General features: G+C 60.9%; 13 protein-coding genes. 6 read left to right on the top strand and 7 right to left on the bottom strand.

Features of this window, described 5'->3' with window-relative positions:
• Positions 1 to 17: 17 nt before the first annotated feature.
• Positions 18 to 2,447 carry a TonB-dependent siderophore receptor gene (locus MKZ87_RS24955; RefSeq protein WP_085702508.1) on the top strand — a complete coding sequence of 810 codons (2,430 nt, stop codon included), beginning with the start codon at positions 18 to 20 and terminating at the stop codon, positions 2,445 to 2,447.
• Here the strand turns inward: MKZ87_RS24955 and MKZ87_RS24950 are convergent, their stop codons facing one another.
• Positions 2,448 to 3,323, bottom strand: a complete 876-nt coding sequence (locus tag MKZ87_RS24950) for a helix-turn-helix domain-containing protein (protein WP_085702509.1) — start codon at positions 3,321 to 3,323, stop codon at positions 2,448 to 2,450.
• Positions 3,324 to 3,462: 139 nt separating this feature from the next.
• Between MKZ87_RS24950 and MKZ87_RS24945 the strand changes: the two genes are divergently transcribed.
• Positions 3,463 to 4,365 carry a DMT family transporter gene (locus tag MKZ87_RS24945; protein WP_085702510.1) on the top strand — a complete coding sequence of 301 codons (903 nt, stop codon included), beginning with the start codon at positions 3,463 to 3,465 and terminating at the stop codon, positions 4,363 to 4,365.
• A gap of 11 nt (positions 4,366 to 4,376) precedes the next feature.
• On the opposite strand, the gene MKZ87_RS24940 is transcribed toward MKZ87_RS24945, so the two are convergent.
• From MKZ87_RS24940 to MKZ87_RS24925, 4 genes are all read right to left on the bottom strand, one after another.
• On the bottom strand, positions 4,377 to 4,880 hold the full coding sequence (locus MKZ87_RS24940) for a DUF2165 domain-containing protein (protein WP_085698523.1): 504 nt from the start codon (positions 4,878 to 4,880) through the stop codon (positions 4,377 to 4,379).
• A 191-nt stretch (positions 4,881 to 5,071) separates the two neighbouring features.
• Positions 5,072 to 6,046: a 2-hydroxyacid dehydrogenase gene (locus MKZ87_RS24935; protein WP_085698524.1), complete on the bottom strand. Its 975-nt coding sequence runs from the start codon at positions 6,044 to 6,046 to the stop codon at positions 5,072 to 5,074.
• Positions 6,047 to 6,729: 683 nt separating this feature from the next.
• Positions 6,730 to 7,104, bottom strand: a complete 375-nt coding sequence (locus MKZ87_RS24930; RefSeq protein WP_085698525.1) for a DUF6124 family protein — start codon at positions 7,102 to 7,104, stop codon at positions 6,730 to 6,732.
• 317 nt (positions 7,105 to 7,421) lie between these two features.
• A complete protein-coding gene (locus MKZ87_RS24925) occupies positions 7,422 to 8,390 on the bottom strand; it encodes a LysR family transcriptional regulator (RefSeq protein ID WP_085698526.1) in 969 nt (322 codons plus the stop codon).
• Positions 8,391 to 8,572: 182 nt separating this feature from the next.
• Between MKZ87_RS24925 and MKZ87_RS24920 the strand changes: the two genes are divergently transcribed.
• The 4 genes from MKZ87_RS24920 (at position 8,573) to MKZ87_RS24905 (ending at position 13,478) form a co-directional block, all read left to right on the top strand.
• A complete protein-coding gene (locus tag MKZ87_RS24920; RefSeq protein WP_266202107.1) occupies positions 8,573 to 10,072 on the top strand; it encodes an efflux transporter outer membrane subunit in 1,500 nt (499 codons plus the stop codon).
• A 139-nt stretch (positions 10,073 to 10,211) separates the two neighbouring features.
• On the top strand, positions 10,212 to 12,404 hold the full coding sequence (locus tag MKZ87_RS24915; RefSeq protein WP_085698528.1) for an FUSC family protein: 2,193 nt from the start codon (positions 10,212 to 10,214) through the stop codon (positions 12,402 to 12,404).
• Positions 12,394 to 12,594 carry a DUF1656 domain-containing protein gene (locus MKZ87_RS24910; protein ID WP_085702513.1) on the top strand — a complete coding sequence of 67 codons (201 nt, stop codon included), beginning with the start codon at positions 12,394 to 12,396 and terminating at the stop codon, positions 12,592 to 12,594. The genes MKZ87_RS24915 and MKZ87_RS24910 overlap by 11 nt, the downstream gene beginning before the upstream one ends.
• Before the next feature lie 17 nt (positions 12,595 to 12,611).
• Positions 12,612 to 13,478, top strand: a complete 867-nt coding sequence (locus tag MKZ87_RS24905) for an HlyD family secretion protein (RefSeq protein ID WP_085698530.1) — start codon at positions 12,612 to 12,614, stop codon at positions 13,476 to 13,478.
• Positions 13,479 to 13,559: 81 nt separating this feature from the next.
• On the opposite strand, the gene MKZ87_RS24900 is transcribed toward MKZ87_RS24905, so the two are convergent.
• Both MKZ87_RS24900 and MKZ87_RS24895 read right to left on the bottom strand, forming a co-directional pair.
• Complete coding sequence (locus MKZ87_RS24900; protein WP_266202106.1) at positions 13,560 to 14,384, bottom strand: SDR family oxidoreductase; 825 nt, start codon at positions 14,382 to 14,384, stop codon at positions 13,560 to 13,562.
• Positions 14,385 to 14,419: 35 nt separating this feature from the next.
• Positions 14,420 to 14,884 (bottom strand): multidrug transporter, encoded by a 465-nt coding sequence (locus MKZ87_RS24895; RefSeq protein WP_266202105.1) that lies wholly within the window; start codon positions 14,882 to 14,884, stop codon positions 14,420 to 14,422.
• Positions 14,885 to 15,021 lie beyond the last annotated feature (137 nt).

Raw genomic sequence — 15,021 nt, 5'->3', positions numbered from 1 at the left:
TACACAGGTCATGAGCAATGAAGTCCAGGGCAAAATCGGGTTCGGTCAAACAGTGGTTAGGCGTTTCGGCCTTGGGTTTTTCAGCATTGGCCCTGTTGCCGGTGAGCGTGGCGCTGGCCGCTGAAACAGTCAGCAGTCAGCCGCAAAAGCAATTCAGTTTTTCTCTGGCAGCCAAGCCGCTGCCTCAGGCCCTGAGTGATTTCAGCCGCGTCACCGGACAGAGCGTGGTCTACACCGATGAGGCGCCTTACGGTCTGACCGCTCCAGCGATCAACGGCCAGATGAGTGTCGAACAGGCGCTGCAACGTCTGCTCACAGGCTCCGGCCTGACCTTCCGTCGCACCGACAGCCATACCCTGGCGCTCGAACCGCAACCGACCGCAGGCGCATTGAACCTCGGCGCGACCACCATCACCTCGGTGGCCAACCAGCCGATGAGTTATCAGCCACCGGAAACCAGTTCGGTGATGCGTTCTTCCGCTTCGCTGCAGGAAATTCCGCAGACCGTCAACGTGATCCCGGCCCAGGTCATTCGCGATCAGGCACCCCGCAATCTCGATGACGCCCTGGCCAACGTCAGCGGCATTACCCAGGGCAACACTTTGGGCAGTACCCAGGATTCGGTGATGACCCGTGGCTTCGGCGATAACCGCAACGGCTCGATCATGCGCGACGGCATGCCGGTGGTGCAGGGCCGTGGCATGAACGCGACCGTGGATCGCGTCGAAGTGCTCAAGGGACCGGCCTCGCTGCTCTACGGGATTCAGGATCCGGGCGGCGTGGTCAACATGGTCAGCAAGAAGCCTGAACTGACCCAGTACAACGCGCTGACCCTGCGCGGCTCGACCTACGGCGACGGCAAGAATGGCAGCGGTGGCTCGTTCGACAGCACCGGTGCGCTGGGGGATTCCGGCCTCGCGTATCGCATGGTGCTCGATCACGAAGACGAAGATTACTGGCGCAACTTCGGCACGCATCGCGAAACCCTGATCGCGCCGTCGCTGGCCTGGTATGGCGAGCGCACCAAGCTGTTGTTCGCCTACGAGCATCGAGAATTTCTGACGCCATTTGATCGCGGAACCCTGATCGACCCACGCACTAACCATCCGCTGGACATCTCGCGCAACGAGCGCCTCGACGAAAAATTCAACGACATGGAAGGGCGCTCGGATCTCTATCACTTTGAGGCCGACCACGAACTCAACGACGACTGGAAAGCCCATTTCGGCTACAGCTGGAACCGCGAAACCTACGATGCCAGCCAGGTCCGCGTAACCGCGATCGACACCAAAAAAGGCACGCTGACCCGCAGCATGGATGGCACCCGGGGCGCGATCAGCACCGACCGTTTCACCACCGCCAGCCTCGAAGGCAAGGTCAACGTGCTGGGCATGCAACATGACCTGGTGTTCGGCGTCGACGACGAATACCGCAAGATCTATCGCGCCGACCTGATCCGCCAGAAAAGCCTGAGCACCTTCAGTTACGTCAACCCGGTCTACGGCCGTGAAGTCGAAGGCACCACCGTCAGCCCGGCGGACAGCGCGCAGACCGATCTGCTGCGCAGCGATTCGGTGTTCCTGCAGGACTCGATCCACCTCAACGACCAGTGGATCCTGGTAGCTGGCGGGCGCTTCCAGGAGTACGACCAGTACGCCGGCAAAGGCGTGCCGTTCAAGGCCAACACCGACAGCAACGGCCAGAAGTGGGTGCCGCGCGCAGGTCTGGTGTATCGCTACACCGACGAACTGTCGTTCTACGGCAGCTACACCGAATCGTTCAAACCCAACTCGACCATCGCCCCGCTGAGCGGCAGCAGTACCGTGCTCGACGGCAGCATCGCGCCGGAAGAAGCCAAATCCTGGGAGCTGGGCGCACGTCTGGATATACCGGGACGCATCACCGGCAACGTCGCGCTGTTCGACATCAAGAAACGCAACGTGCTGGTGGCCAACGCCGAAGGCCCGACCACCATCTACAGCGCCGCCGGTGAAGTACGCTCCCGTGGTCTGGAAGTCGATCTGACCGGCCAGCTCAGCGACCGCTGGAGCATGATCGGCAGCTACGCCTACACCGACGCCGAGGTCACGGAAGATCCGGACTACAAAGGCAACCGGCTGCAAAACGTGGCGAAGAATAGCGGCTCGTTGTCGGCGGTCTATGACTTCGGCAGCGTGATCGGTGGCGATCAGCTTCGGGTCGGTGCCGGTGCGCGCTATGTCGGTGAACGAGCGGGTAACGCGGTGAATGATTTCGATCTTCCGAGCTACACCGTGGCCGATGCGTTCGCCACTTACGACACCCGGGTTGAGGGGCAGAAGGTCAAGTTCCAGCTCAACGTGAAGAACCTGTTCGACCGCACTTACTACACCTCGGCGGCGAGCCGGTTCTTCGTGTCGATGGGCGATTCGCGGCAGATTTCGTTGTCGAGCACCCTGGAGTTCTGATCAGCGCAAAAACGCCTGGCGATACTCGCCGGGCGTTCCACCCAGCACCTGGCGAAAGCGGTTGGTGAAGTGGCTGGCGCTGGCGAATCCGCACGCCAGAGCAATCTCCCCCAGCGGCAACGTCGTTGCGCGCAACAACTCCCGCGCCCGGCTCAAGCGCCGTGCCAGCACGTACTGATGTGGCGGCAAGCCAAAACTCACCCGGAACATCCGCGCAAAGTGGTATTCCGACAACGCACACAACCCCGCCAGTTGCCCGAGGCTGATCGGCTCGGCCAATTGGCTGTCGATGAATTCCGCCAGTTGCCGGCGTTGATGCGGCGCCAGCCCACCCTTGAGGCGCAAGCCCTGACGTACGCCGACCTGACTCAGCAAGGTATGGCTGATCAATTCGTGGGCCAGGCTACTGGTCAGTAAACGCTCGCCGGGCTCGTCCCAGTTCAGCGTCAGCAACTGGCGAAACCGTCGGGCCTGTTGCGGATCCTCCAGAAAAGTCTGTTCGCGCAACTGCATTTCCCGAGGCTCGCGGTCCAGCAGCGTGACGCAACCCAGGGCAAATTGTTCGGCGCTGAAATACAGGTGGGCCAGACGAATATCACCGTTGATGACCCAACCCGATTCATGGTCGGCCGGCAGGATGCACAACTTGTCCGGGCCACCCTTGATAGCGGGTTCGCCACGGCGGAAGGTACCGGTGCCGCCAGCGATGTAGCAGGAGAGGGTGTGATGGCTTGGCGCTTCGTATTCCTGGGCGTCGTGGTGATTGGTCCACAAAGCTGCAGACAAGCCGTCACCCAGTTCGGCGCTGTGCACAAGGCGTGCATTGGGCGAATTGTTGAGCGCTTGAAAGACTTGCAGGGTATCGATGGCGGCCATGATCGGTTCTCTTCAACGCCTTGCATCCTACTCCCTGGATTTCGCGCTGGCAGCCTGCGCACCGACAAAAGCGCAAGTTTATGCAAGCGAGGGGCGAGGGCGCAGGCGGAGACTGAAACCCAATCAAGGAGTGTCTGCCATGAACCTGTCGTTGTATCTGTTGACCGTGCTGATCTGGGGCACCACCTGGATCGCCCTGAAGTGGCAATTGGGCGTGGTGGCGATTCCGGTGTCGATCGTCTATCGCTTCGGTCTCGCCGCGCTGGTGCTGTTTGCGCTGTTGCTGCTCAGCCGTCGCCTGCAACCGATGAACCGGCGCGGGCATTTGATCTGTGTGGCGCAGGGCTTGTGCCTGTTCTGCGTCAACTTCATGTGTTTCCTGACCGCCAGTCAGTGGATTCCCAGCGGTCTGGTGGCGGTGGTGTTTTCCACCGCGACCTTATGGAACGCGCTGAATGCGCGGGTGTTCTTCGGCCAGCGTATCGCGCGCAATGTACTGATGGGCGGGGCGCTGGGGCTGTGTGGTCTGGGCCTGTTGTTCTGGCCCGAACTGGCCGGGCATCACGCCAGTCCGCAAACCCTGCTCGGCCTTGGCCTGGCACTCTGCGGCACCTTGTGTTTTTCGGCCGGCAACATGTTGTCGAGCCTGCAACAGAAGGCCGGTCTCAAGCCGCTGACTACCAATGCGTGGGGCATGGCTTACGGTGCAGCGATGCTGTCGGTGTGGTGCCTGGTCAAAGGCATTCCGTTCGAGATGGAATGGACGTCGCGCTACATCGGCGCTCTGCTGTACCTGGTCATCCCCGGTTCGGTGATCGGTTTCACCGCGTACCTGACGCTGGTCGGTCGCATGGGGCCGGAACGCGCAGCTTATTGCACCGTGCTGTTCCCGGTGGTGGCGCTGAACGTTTCGGCCTTTGCCGAAGGCTATCAATGGACGGCGCCGGCATTGGTGGGTCTGGTGCTGGTGATGTTGGGCAATGTGTTGGTGTTTCGCAAACCCAAACCCGACATTGCCATGGTCGCCAAACCTGCACATTGAATATTGAATGTTCAACTGTCGACTTTCATTACAAGAAAGATCAGTGCCGGTAACAGAAAGTCGACAATGCTTTGTGCCCACTTCATGGCATTCCAGTCTTCTGATTGATCCATGTCGAACCATTCAATGCCAATGACTTGCAGGCAAAAATAATAAATAAACAGCGCCACGAGAAATCCCAGTACGGCATATTTCTTGGCTTCATGAAACTGCTCGTCTGATGCATTTATATTCTTTGCAAGTTGATAGCCTCCCAACAGGCAGGCTGAAGTAAATATGGTCTCCAGTGTCATGATCATCCAGTAGATCCGGTGATGCATCATTTCCGAGTTGATCGACCGGTACATCAAATGGCTGCCTGTCGTATCCATGCTCAGGATATGACCAAGGTAAATGTAGTTTGAGTTGTAATCGGTGGCGTTGCTGAAAACAATCAGGGCGCCCAGAATACCTACCATGAAAACGATTGCAACTTTACTTCTTCGAATAAGTTGGGAGGTTTTAAGATAAGTCATTATTGATTCTCCGTGAGTAGTGTCTGTCCGTTGGCAGATGACTCTCGGGATTCTATAGCGAGTATAAAGAAGTTGGGTGAGGAGTCGTTTTCAAGTTGTGTAGTTAAAGGGGGTTAATAACTTCAGGCCATTTGGGAAACAGGTTTAAAACAGACGGGGCCGGGAAACTTTTACTCCAGCCCCGTGGGTCATCAGTCCTTCCAGACTTGCGGATTAACCAGATCCTGCGGCCGTTCGCCGAGCAGGGCGCTGCGCAGATTGGCCAGCGCACGGTTGGCCATGGCTTCACGGGTTTCATTGGTGGCCGAGCCGATGTGCGGCAGGGTGACAGCGTTTTTCAGCTGGAACAGCGGCGATTCGGCCAGCGGTTCTTTTTCGTAGACGTCGAGGCCGGCGCCGCGAATGCGGTTGTTCTGCAACGCTTCGATCAGTGCCGGCTCGTCGACCACGGGGCCGCGGGAGATGTTCACCAGAATCGCGTCCGGCTTCATCAGCGCCAGTTCGCGATGACTGATCAAGTGGCGGGTTTTGTCGCTCAGTGGCACGACAAGGCAGACGAAATCGGCTTCGGCCAGCAGTTGGTCAAGGCTGCGGAACTGCGCGCCGAGTTCCTGTTCCAGTCCGGTCTTGCGGCTGTTGCCGCTGTAGAGAATCGGCATGTTGAAGCCGAAGCGGCCGCGACGGGCGACGGCGGCGCCGATGTTGCCCATGCCGACGATGCCCAGAGTCTTGCCGTATACGTCGCAGCCGAACAGCGATGCGCCGACGCTGGCCTGCCATTGGCCGGCCTTGGTCCAGGCGTCCAGTTCGGCGACGCGGCGGGCGCTGCTCATGATCAGGGCGAAGGCCAGGTCAGCGGTGCTTTCGGTGAGGACGTCCGGGGTGTTGGTGAGCATGATCCCGCGTTCGTTGAAGTAGGCGAGGTCGTAGTTGTCGTAGCCGACGGAGACGCTGGAGACCACTTCGAGTTTTGCGGCGTTTTCCAGTTGGGCCTTGCCGAGTTTGCGTCCGACGCCGATCAGGCCGTGGGCGTGGGGCAGGGCTTCGTTGAACTGGGCGTTGATGTCGCCGTTTTTCGGGTTGGGGACGATGACGTCGAAGTCCTGTTGCAGGCGTTCGATCATGGGTGGGGTGATTCGGCTGAAGGCCAGGACTGTTTTTTTCATTGGCATTGGGCTCGGCTGTTCTGGGTTGCCAAGCAAGCTAACATTTCTGTTTTGGGTTGTCTTGGCGGCCTCTGGGCCGACCAGACTTTTGGGGTTTTGGGTGAATATCCGTTTCTGCGGGTGTTGCGGATTATGGTTCCGCCCTTACGGCGGGTCACTTTTGACAAACGCCTCAAAAGTAACCAAAAAGGCTTGGCCCCTGCGTTCGGCACCTCGCTGTGGCTCGGTGTTCCTTCGTTCCGGGATTGATCCGGGGGCATCGCCTACGGTTTGCTTCGCTGCACCTCCTCTCGATGTGTTTGGCTTCGCCAAACGGTCGCTTCGCTCCCACCCCCGGATCAATCCCTACACTCAGCCTTCCGATGGGGCCGGTACGTCAAGAGCGGTACTCGAGCTAACGCTCATTGTGTTGAGTGGTGGGAAGCGGAAAGCAGAAGCAGAAAGCAGAAGCAGAAGCAGAAAGCAGAAAGCAGAAAGCAGAAGCAGAAAGCAGAAGCAGAAAGCAGAAAGCAGAAAGCAGAAAGCAGAAAGCAGAAAGCAGAAAGCAGAAAGCAGAAAGCGGACTGCTTTTGCTTTGATCGTTCCCACGCTCCGCGTGGGAATGCAGCCCGGGACGCTCTGCGTCCCAATCGATCTGCCAGCGAATGCAGTCGGCGCTGGCAGGTCGGTTTTGTCGGAACGGCTTAGCTGTGTGTTGGGCAACGCTGAACTTCGACGTTGTCCAGCACCCGATTCACCGCCAGTTCCGCCAGCATGATTACTTGCTGAATACCCAGGATGCGGTGCCGCTGCGGTGTGTCGAAAAAAGCCGCTACATCACTGGCCATGGCACTGGCGGTGGCCAGGGATTCGCAGGCGTGGGCCAGCAGGCTTTCGTCGTCCATGTCCGGGGCGACCTGGAACATCTTGCTTGGTCGGCGACTGGAGCATTTTTTCGGGAAGGGGTTGAGGTGATGGTCGAGGGCGCGTTCGGCAGCCTCGTGGAGTTTTTTTGAATCGGCGGACTCGTAGGGCGAGGTGTCGTTGGTTTCAGGGGGATTCGGAGTAAGTTTTTTCATGGCATAGATCCTTAAGTCTTGGAGGAGCTGCCATTCTTCGTTTTCCAGGCGAAAGAGGTGGCAGCTGTACGCGGACTGGAAAAACCGGAAAGGATCAAACCCGGCAGACCCGGAGGTCTCCCACGTACAGCTACCATAACGTCGCGAAAAAACGCCGCATTATGTCATGGGCTGTGATCCTGAACTTCGGGTTTTCCAGACCCGGCCGCCGATGCGTCAGCGACCCCAAAAGCCTATCCACCTCGTTTCCGAGGGACAACCGACACGACTTGTCGGAAACATCCGCCAAAAACCAGCCCGTCTGTAGGACGGCCAAGTCAATTCGCCACCCGAGCCCCCGCCAGACTTCCACTCATTTCATAAGCCGCCAGTTCCGCCTGATGCCCCGCCAATATCTCCGGCAACGAGCCACGCAGGTACTCGACCCAGGTCTTGATCTTCGCATCCAGATACTGCCGCGACGGGTAGATCGCATACAGGTTCAGTTCCTGCGAGCGGTAGTTGGGCATGACCCGTACCAACGAGCCATTGCGCAGGCCTTCAATGGCGGCGTACACAGGTAACACGCCGACCCCCATCCCGCTGGTGATCGCGGTTTTCATCGCGTCGGCGGAGTTGACCAGGAACGGCGAGCTGTTGATGGTGACCATTTCCTGGCCGTCCGGGCCGTCGAAGGCCCATTTTTCCAGGGGGATCACCGGGCTCACCAGGCGCAGGCAGGCGTGGTTCAGCAGGTCGCTGGGTTTTTGTGCGCAGCCGTTGGCTTTCACATAGGCCGGGGAGGCGCAGACGATGCTGTAGGTGATGCCCAGGCGTTGCGAGACGAAGCCTGAGTCCGGCAGCTCGCGAGCGAGGACGATGGACACGTCGTAGCCTTCGTCGAGCAGGTCCGGCACGCGGTTGGCCATGGTCAGGTCGAAGGTCACGTCCGGGTGGGTCTTGCGGTAGCGGGCGATGGCGTCGATCACGAAGTGCTGGCCGATGCCGGTCATGGTGTGCACTTTCAACTGACCGGCCGGGCGCGCGTGGGCTTCGCTGGCTTCGGCTTCGGCCTCTTCGACGTAGGCCAGGATCTGCTCGCAGCGCAGCAGGTAGCGCTTGCCGGCTTCGGTGAGTGCGATGCGCCGCGTCGTGCGGTTCAGCAGGCGGGTTTGCAGGTGGGCCTCAAGGTTGGAGACCGCGCGCGAGACGTTGGCGGTGGTGGTGTCGAGTTGCACGGCGGCGGCGGTGAAGCTGCCCGCTTCGGCCACGCAACTGAAGGCGCGCATGTTTTGCAATGTGTCCATGGGGTGCTCTCAAGGGAGATGGCAAATTGTGACACGAAGTTTCAGGGGCTGAGACCCCCGACCAAGGGATTATCTCGTTAACCGTAACAAAGATTCGCAGAAAACCCAGCTTATCGCCGTTCAGGGCGCCCCCTAGAATTGCGCCCACCTCGAAACATCTCCCACCTCAGGAATTCGCAGCAGTGCCGCGTCGCATCAACAGAGCGCTTTTGCCGCTCAGTGTTCTGGCTTTTTCGTTAGGTCTTGGCGGCTGCATCGGAACCGGAGGGATTGCCCCGCAGGGCAAGGCTCTGGAGGCCAATGAACTGGCCACCGACGAGGCCATCGCACACGCCGCCCGTGACGCAAACTGGCCCACCGCCCAATGGTGGCAAGCCTACGGCGACCCGCAACTCAACCGCTGGATCGACCTTGCCCTGCAAGGCAGCCCGACGATGGCCATGGCCGCTGCGCGAGTGCGTCAGGCCCGGTCCATGGCCGGTGTCGCCGAAGCCGCCGAGTCGTTGCAGATCAATGGCGAATCGACCCTCAAACGTCACAACTGGCCGACCGACCAGTTCTATGGCCCCGGTGAGCTGGCCAATACCACGACTTGGGACAACAACGCCGCGCTGGGTTTCAGTTACGCCCTCGACCTCTGGGGCCGTGAAAGCAACAGCACCGAGCGGGCCGTCGATCTGGCGCACATGAGCGCTGCCGAGGCGCGGCAGGCGCAACTCGAATTGCAGAACAACATCGTGCGCGCCTACATCGAGCTGTCGCTGCATTACGCCCAGCGCGACATCGTCGCGGCGACGCTCAAGCAGCAACAGCAGATTCTCGATTTGGCGCAGAAACGCCTGAACGGCGGGATCGGTACGCACTTCGAAGTCAGTCAGGCTGAAACCCCGCTGCCGGAAACCCATCGGCAACTGGATGCGCTGGACGAAGAAATCGCCCTGAGCCGCAACCAGATTGCTGCACTGGCCGGCAAAGGGCCGGGCGCCGGCGCGCAGTTGCAGCGTCCGACCCTGTCCCTCGGCGCGGCGCTGAAACTGCCGTCGGCATTGCCCGCCGAACTGCTCGGCCAGCGCCCGGACGTGGTTGCCAGTCGCTGGCAAGTGGCGGCGCAGGCGCGCGGGATCGATGTGGCGCATGCCGGGTTTTATCCCAACGTCGATCTGGTCGGCAGCCTCGGCTACATGGCCACCGGCGGCGGGGCGCTGGAGTTTCTGACCGGCAAGAAGCTCAACTACAACGTCGGGCCGGCGATCTCGCTGCCGATCTTCGACGGTGGGCGACTGCGTGCCGAACTCGGTGAGGCCTCGGCGGGTTATGACATCGCCGTCGCGCATTACAACCAGACCCTGGTCAATGCGCTGAAGAACATCTCCGACCAGTTGATCCGCCGCGAGTCGATGGACAAGCAGCAGACGTTCGCCGCCGAATCCGTGGCCACCGCGCAGAAGACTTACGACATCGCGATGATCGCCTACCAGCGCGGCCTCACCGATTACCTCAACGTGCTCAACGCCCAGACCCTGCTGTTCAAACAGCAACAGGTTCAGCAGCAGGTGCAGGCGGCGCGCTTGAGCGCCCATGCGGAACTGGTGACGGCATTGGGCGGCGGTCTTGGCGCGGGTAAAGACGTGCCGACCACCGAACAGACCGCCGCCCCGAAAACCCCGGTTCTCCTGCGTTGAAAACACAATCTGTGGGAGCGAGCTTGCTCGCGAAGCGGGAGTGTCAGCCAGCACACATGTCGGCTGATACACCGCATTCGCGAGCGAGCTCGCTCCCACAGGGTATGGGTCCGACCTGAAACTCATTGAGCATAATTGAATGACTCCCTTGCCCGCACCCTTGCGCTGGCTCTACTCCCTGGAATGGCGCCGGGGTTTCTTCGAATGGGCACGCAGCGACGGCGTGACCTGGGTCTACATCTTCAAGGTGTTGATCGCCGCATTCCTGACCCTGTGGCTGGCGATGCGCCTGGAACTGCCGCAACCGCGCACGGCGATGATCACGGTGTTCATCGTCATGCAGCCGCAGAGCGGCCAGGTGTTCGCCAAGAGCTTCTATCGCTTCCTCGGCACCCTGGCCGGGTCGGCGATGATGGTCACGCTGATTTCCCTGTTCGCCCAGAACACTGAATTGTTCCTCGGTTCGCTGGCGATCTGGGTCGGCATCTGCTCGGCCGGCGCCGCCCGTTGCCGCAACTTCCGCGCCTACGGTTTTGTGTTGGCCGGGTATACGGCGGCGATGGTCGGCCTGCCGGCGCTCGCCCATCCCGATGGCGCGTTCATGGCGGCGGTGTGGCGGGTGCTGGAGATTTCGCTGGGGATTCTCTGCTCGACCCTGGTCAGCGCCGCGATCCTGCCGCAAACCGCCAGCGCGGCGATGCGCAACGCCTTGTATCAGCGCTTCGGTGTGTTCGCCCTGTTCGTCACCGACGGCTTGCGCGGGCGCAGCAAGCCGGAGTCGTTCGAGGCCAGCAACGTGCGCTTCATCGCCGAAGCGGTGGGGCTGGAAGGGCTGCGCAGCGTGACCGTGTTCGAAGACCCGCACATGCGTCGGCGCAACGGTCGTCTCAGTCGCCTGAACAGCGAGTTCATGGGCATCACCACCCGGTTCAACGCCTTGCATCAGTTGCTTGAGCGTCTGCGCGTCAATGACGAAGCGCATGTCGTGGCGGCGATCAAACCGGGCCTGCAGGATCTGGCCGAAGTGCTCGACGGGTTCAGCGGCCGCGCCCTGACCAGCCCGGACGCGGCGCGTCTGGCGCTCGCGCTCGCGGCGTACAAGGAAGGCTTGCCGGCGCGGGTGCGCAGCCTGCGGGCGATCTTTCAGGAGAGCGAACCGAGCGACGCCGAGCAACTGGATTTCCACACCGCGTACGAGCTGCTCTATCGCTTCGTCGATGACCTGCACAGTTATGCACAGACCCACGCCTCGCTGGCCGACCACAGCCACGAACGCGAGCGCTGGGACGAGCCGTTCACCCCGCAAACCAGTTGGTGGGCGGCAGCGGCTTCGGGGATTCGTGCTGCGTTCATCCTGGTCGTGCTCGGCAGTTACTGGGTTGCCACCGCGTGGCCGAGCGGCGCGACCATGACCCTGATCGCTGCCGCCACCGTGGGCCTGTCGGCGGCGACACCGAACCCGAAACGCATGGCGTTTCAAATGGCGTGCGGCACGTTTCTGGGGGCGCTGATCGGCTTCGTCGAAATGTTTTTCATCTTCCCGTGGATCGATGGTTTCCCGCTGCTGTGCGTGATGCTTGCGCCGGTGATCGTGCTCGGCTCGTTCCTCACTTCGCGTCCGCAATACGCCGGTGTCGGTCTTGGGTTGCTGATCTTTTTCAGCACCGGTTCGGTGCCGGACAACCTGACGATCTACAACCCCTACACCTTCATCAACGACTACATCGCCATGGTCATGGGCATGCTGGTCTGCGCGGCGGCGGGGGCGATCATTCTGCCGCCGAACAGCCGCTGGTTGTGGCAGCGTCTGGAACAGGATTTGCGCGGGCAAGTGGTGTACGCGATCAGCGGCAAACTCAAGGGTCTGGCGTCGAGTTTCGAAAGCCGTACCCGCGACTTGATGCATCAGGCTTACGGTCTGGCGGCCGGTCAGCCGCTGGTGCAGAAAAACCTCTTGCGCTGGATGTTCGTGGTGCTGGAAGTCGGCCACGCGATCATCGAGCTGCGCAAGGAACAGGCGATCCTGCCGGTGCATCCGGCCTATGCCGAATCGCAGCCATGGCGCCAGGCAATCCGGGTCATGGGGCGCTCGCTGGTGCGCCTGTTCCTGCAGCCGAATTCGAGCAATCTGGAACGTGCGCTGGTGGCGGTCGATCACGCGATCAGCCGGGTCGCCGCCACTGATGAACCGTTCGCACCGCACTTCGATACCTCGGCCCTGCGTCGGGTGAAGAGCTACCTGCACTTCATCCGCACCTCGTTGCTCGACCCGCAATCGCCACTCGCTGCCTATGCCATCGCCAAGCCCGAAGGACTTGCCCATGCCTCGTGAAATCGCCTTCCACGGCGTGTACATGCCGACCATGACCCTGATGTTCTTCATCGCCGCGGCACTGGCCTGGGCGCTGGACCGGTTCTTGTCCGGGTTCGATCTGTACCGCTTCTTCTGGCACCCGGCGCTGCTGCGCCTGAGCCTGTTTTCCTGTCTGTTCGGCGCGATGGCGCTGACTGTCTACCGTTGAGTCTGAGAATTGTCCCGATGAAAAAGTTTTTCAGCCTGCTCGCGACCCTGCTGGTGCTGGCCCTGGCGTTGTGGATCGGCCGCACGTTGTGGGAGCACTACATGAACACCCCGTGGACCCGCGACGGTCGGGTCCGCGCCGACATCATCAACGTCGCCGCCGACGTCACTGGTGAAGTGGTTGACGTGCCGGTGCGCGACAACCAGTTGGTGAAGAAAGGTGATCTGCTGATGCAGATCGATCCCGAGCACTACCGCCTGGCGGTGAAGCAGGCGCAGTCGCTGGTCGCTTCGCGCAAGGCCACGTGGGAGATGCGCAAGGTCAACGCCCATCGCCGCGCCGACCTGGACAACCTGGTGATCTCCAAGGAAAACCGCGACGACGCCAGCAACATCGCAGACTCCGCACTGGCCGATTACCAACAGGCCCAGGCGCAGCTGGAAGCCGCCGAACTCAACCTCAAACGCACCGAAGTGCGGGCGGCGGTGGACGGGTACGTGACCAACCTCAACGTCCATCGCGGTGACTACGCGCGCATCGGCGAGGCGAAAATGGCCGTGGTCGACATGAACTCGTTCTGGGTCTACGGCTTCTTCGAAGAAACCAAACTGCCTCACGTGCGGGTCGGCGACAAAGCCGACATGCAACTGATGAGCGGCGAAGTCCTCAAGGGCCACGTGGAGAGCATTTCTCGCGGCATCTACGACCGCGACAACCCGGAAAGCCGCGAGCTGATCGCCGATGTGAACCCGACCTTCAACTGGGTGCGTCTGGCGCAACGGGTGCCGGTGCGGATTCACATCGATGAAGTGCCGGAAGGTGTGTTGCTGGCGGCAGGGATTACCTGCACCGTGGTGGTGAAGCAGGGCGCTGTGGATAACTGACAGACCGCAACGCCTTCATTGATCGTTCCCACGCTCTGCGTGGGAATGCATCCTGTGACGCTCTGCGTCACGTCCTGTATTTCAAAGCTGCCCCCGCAACCCGAAGCGCTTCATCAACGTCGACTCCAGCAACCCTTTTGGCAACAACGTCGCCAGCAACGGCAACGCCCGGCTGCCATTGCCGATGCGGATCAGCCGTGGCGGTTTGCTCTGCTGCACAGCCTTGAGCAACTCGGCGGCAAATTCGCTGGCCGGCGTTGGTTTGTCTTGCGAGGCCTTGGCCCGCGCCCGAATGCCTTCGCGCAACGGAAACCACGGCGATTGTTCGTTGATCAATTGTTCGGCCTCGTGCCCGGCATTTTTGGCGAAGCTGGATGCAATCGCCCCCGGCTGCACTTCCATCACGCGAATCCCGAACGGCGCCAGTTCCATGCGCAACGCATCGCTCAGTGCATGCACCGCCGCTTTCGACGCGCAATAGGCGCCGGCAAATGGCGTGACCAGCACCCCGGAAACACTGCCGATATTCACCACCAGGCCTTTGGCCCGGCGCAGTACCGGGAACAGCGCACGGGTCACGCCGACAATCGAAAACACATTGGTTTCGAACTGGCGCTGCATGGCCGTCACACCGCCATCGAGCAATGGGCCCATGGCGCCGTAGCCGGCGTTGTTGATCAGCACATCGAGGCCGCCGTGTTGCTGGTTGATTCGTTCGGCAAGTTGTTCCAGCGCTGCGTTGTCATTGACGTCGAGCTGCACCGCTGTGAACCCGGCGGCACTGAGAGCCGCGACATCTTCGGTCTTGCGCGCACTGGCCCAGACCTCGTAGCCGGCGCTTTTGAAGGCATCGGCGAGGGCGCGGCCGATGCCGCTGGAACAACCGGTAATCAACGCAACGGGCATGGCGCATTCCTTGTGCAAAACAGTGGGAGAGGGGATCAGTCGGAGAAACTACCCTGCAATCGCTCGGCGCGAAACTCCAGGGTTTGCGGGCGATAACCGGGACGCAGTGGCGGCATCGGCAAACAGTCTTCCCAGTTGCCACCGGCCTGCAATTCGCCGGGGCCGCGATAGCGTGGGGCGGCGTATTGATTGTCGGCCAGGTTCACGGTATCGCCCGGCGCGTACGCGGCAATGCGCCAGCGCAGTTCGGTCAGCGGCACGTCGTTGCCATTGTTCAACTTGAGCAACAGCGGACGGTCGGCGGGGCAGTGTTCGGGGGCATAGACGATGCGCAGTTCAAGCCGCGCCAGTTGCTTGATCTCACGGTTGTCCAGCCACACCACCCACATCGCCACCAACCCGAGGCCCACGGCGGCGGCTATGGACACCGGCAAGGCTTTGGCCGGATAACGCAACAGCAGGATCAGCCAGGTGATGACCAGCAAGACGCCGATGAACATGTCGCGAAACCTCGTGGGCAGGGAAGGTTCATCCTACCTAAGCCTGGACGAGGTTGGCGAAAAAAAAAGGTTCTTCACGGAATCTCGGGAAACACACAAACAAGAACGCCGATTTGATTGATGATGTTCGTGCGAGC

This window comes from Pseudomonas sp. MCal1, assembly GCF_026341415.1.
Classification (GTDB): Bacteria; Pseudomonadota; Gammaproteobacteria; order Pseudomonadales; family Pseudomonadaceae; genus Aquipseudomonas.
This window is presented reverse-complemented; position numbering and strand designations above follow the sequence as displayed.

Coding starts and splice junctions, on each gene's coding strand:
- MKZ87_RS24955 (WP_085702508.1), top strand. CDS start 18: ATGAAGTCCAGGGCAAAATCGGGTTCGGTCAAACAGTGGTTAGGCGTT.
- MKZ87_RS24950 (WP_085702509.1), bottom strand. CDS start 3,323: ATGGCCGCCATCGATACCCTGCAAGTCTTTCAAGCGCTCAACAATTCG.
- MKZ87_RS24945 (WP_085702510.1), top strand. CDS start 3,463: ATGAACCTGTCGTTGTATCTGTTGACCGTGCTGATCTGGGGCACCACC.
- MKZ87_RS24940 (WP_085698523.1), bottom strand. CDS start 4,880: ATGACTTATCTTAAAACCTCCCAACTTATTCGAAGAAGTAAAGTTGCA.
- MKZ87_RS24935 (WP_085698524.1), bottom strand. CDS start 6,046: ATGAAAAAAACAGTCCTGGCCTTCAGCCGAATCACCCCACCCATGATC.
- MKZ87_RS24930 (WP_085698525.1), bottom strand. CDS start 7,104: ATGAAAAAACTTACTCCGAATCCCCCTGAAACCAACGACACCTCGCCC.
- MKZ87_RS24925 (WP_085698526.1), bottom strand. CDS start 8,390: ATGGACACATTGCAAAACATGCGCGCCTTCAGTTGCGTGGCCGAAGCG.
- MKZ87_RS24915 (WP_085698528.1), top strand. CDS start 10,212: ATGACTCCCTTGCCCGCACCCTTGCGCTGGCTCTACTCCCTGGAATGG.
- MKZ87_RS24910 (WP_085702513.1), top strand. CDS start 12,394: ATGCCTCGTGAAATCGCCTTCCACGGCGTGTACATGCCGACCATGACC.
- MKZ87_RS24905 (WP_085698530.1), top strand. CDS start 12,612: ATGAAAAAGTTTTTCAGCCTGCTCGCGACCCTGCTGGTGCTGGCCCTG.
- MKZ87_RS24900 (WP_266202106.1), bottom strand. CDS start 14,384: ATGCCCGTTGCGTTGATTACCGGTTGTTCCAGCGGCATCGGCCGCGCC.
- MKZ87_RS24895 (WP_266202105.1), bottom strand. CDS start 14,884: ATGTTCATCGGCGTCTTGCTGGTCATCACCTGGCTGATCCTGCTGTTG.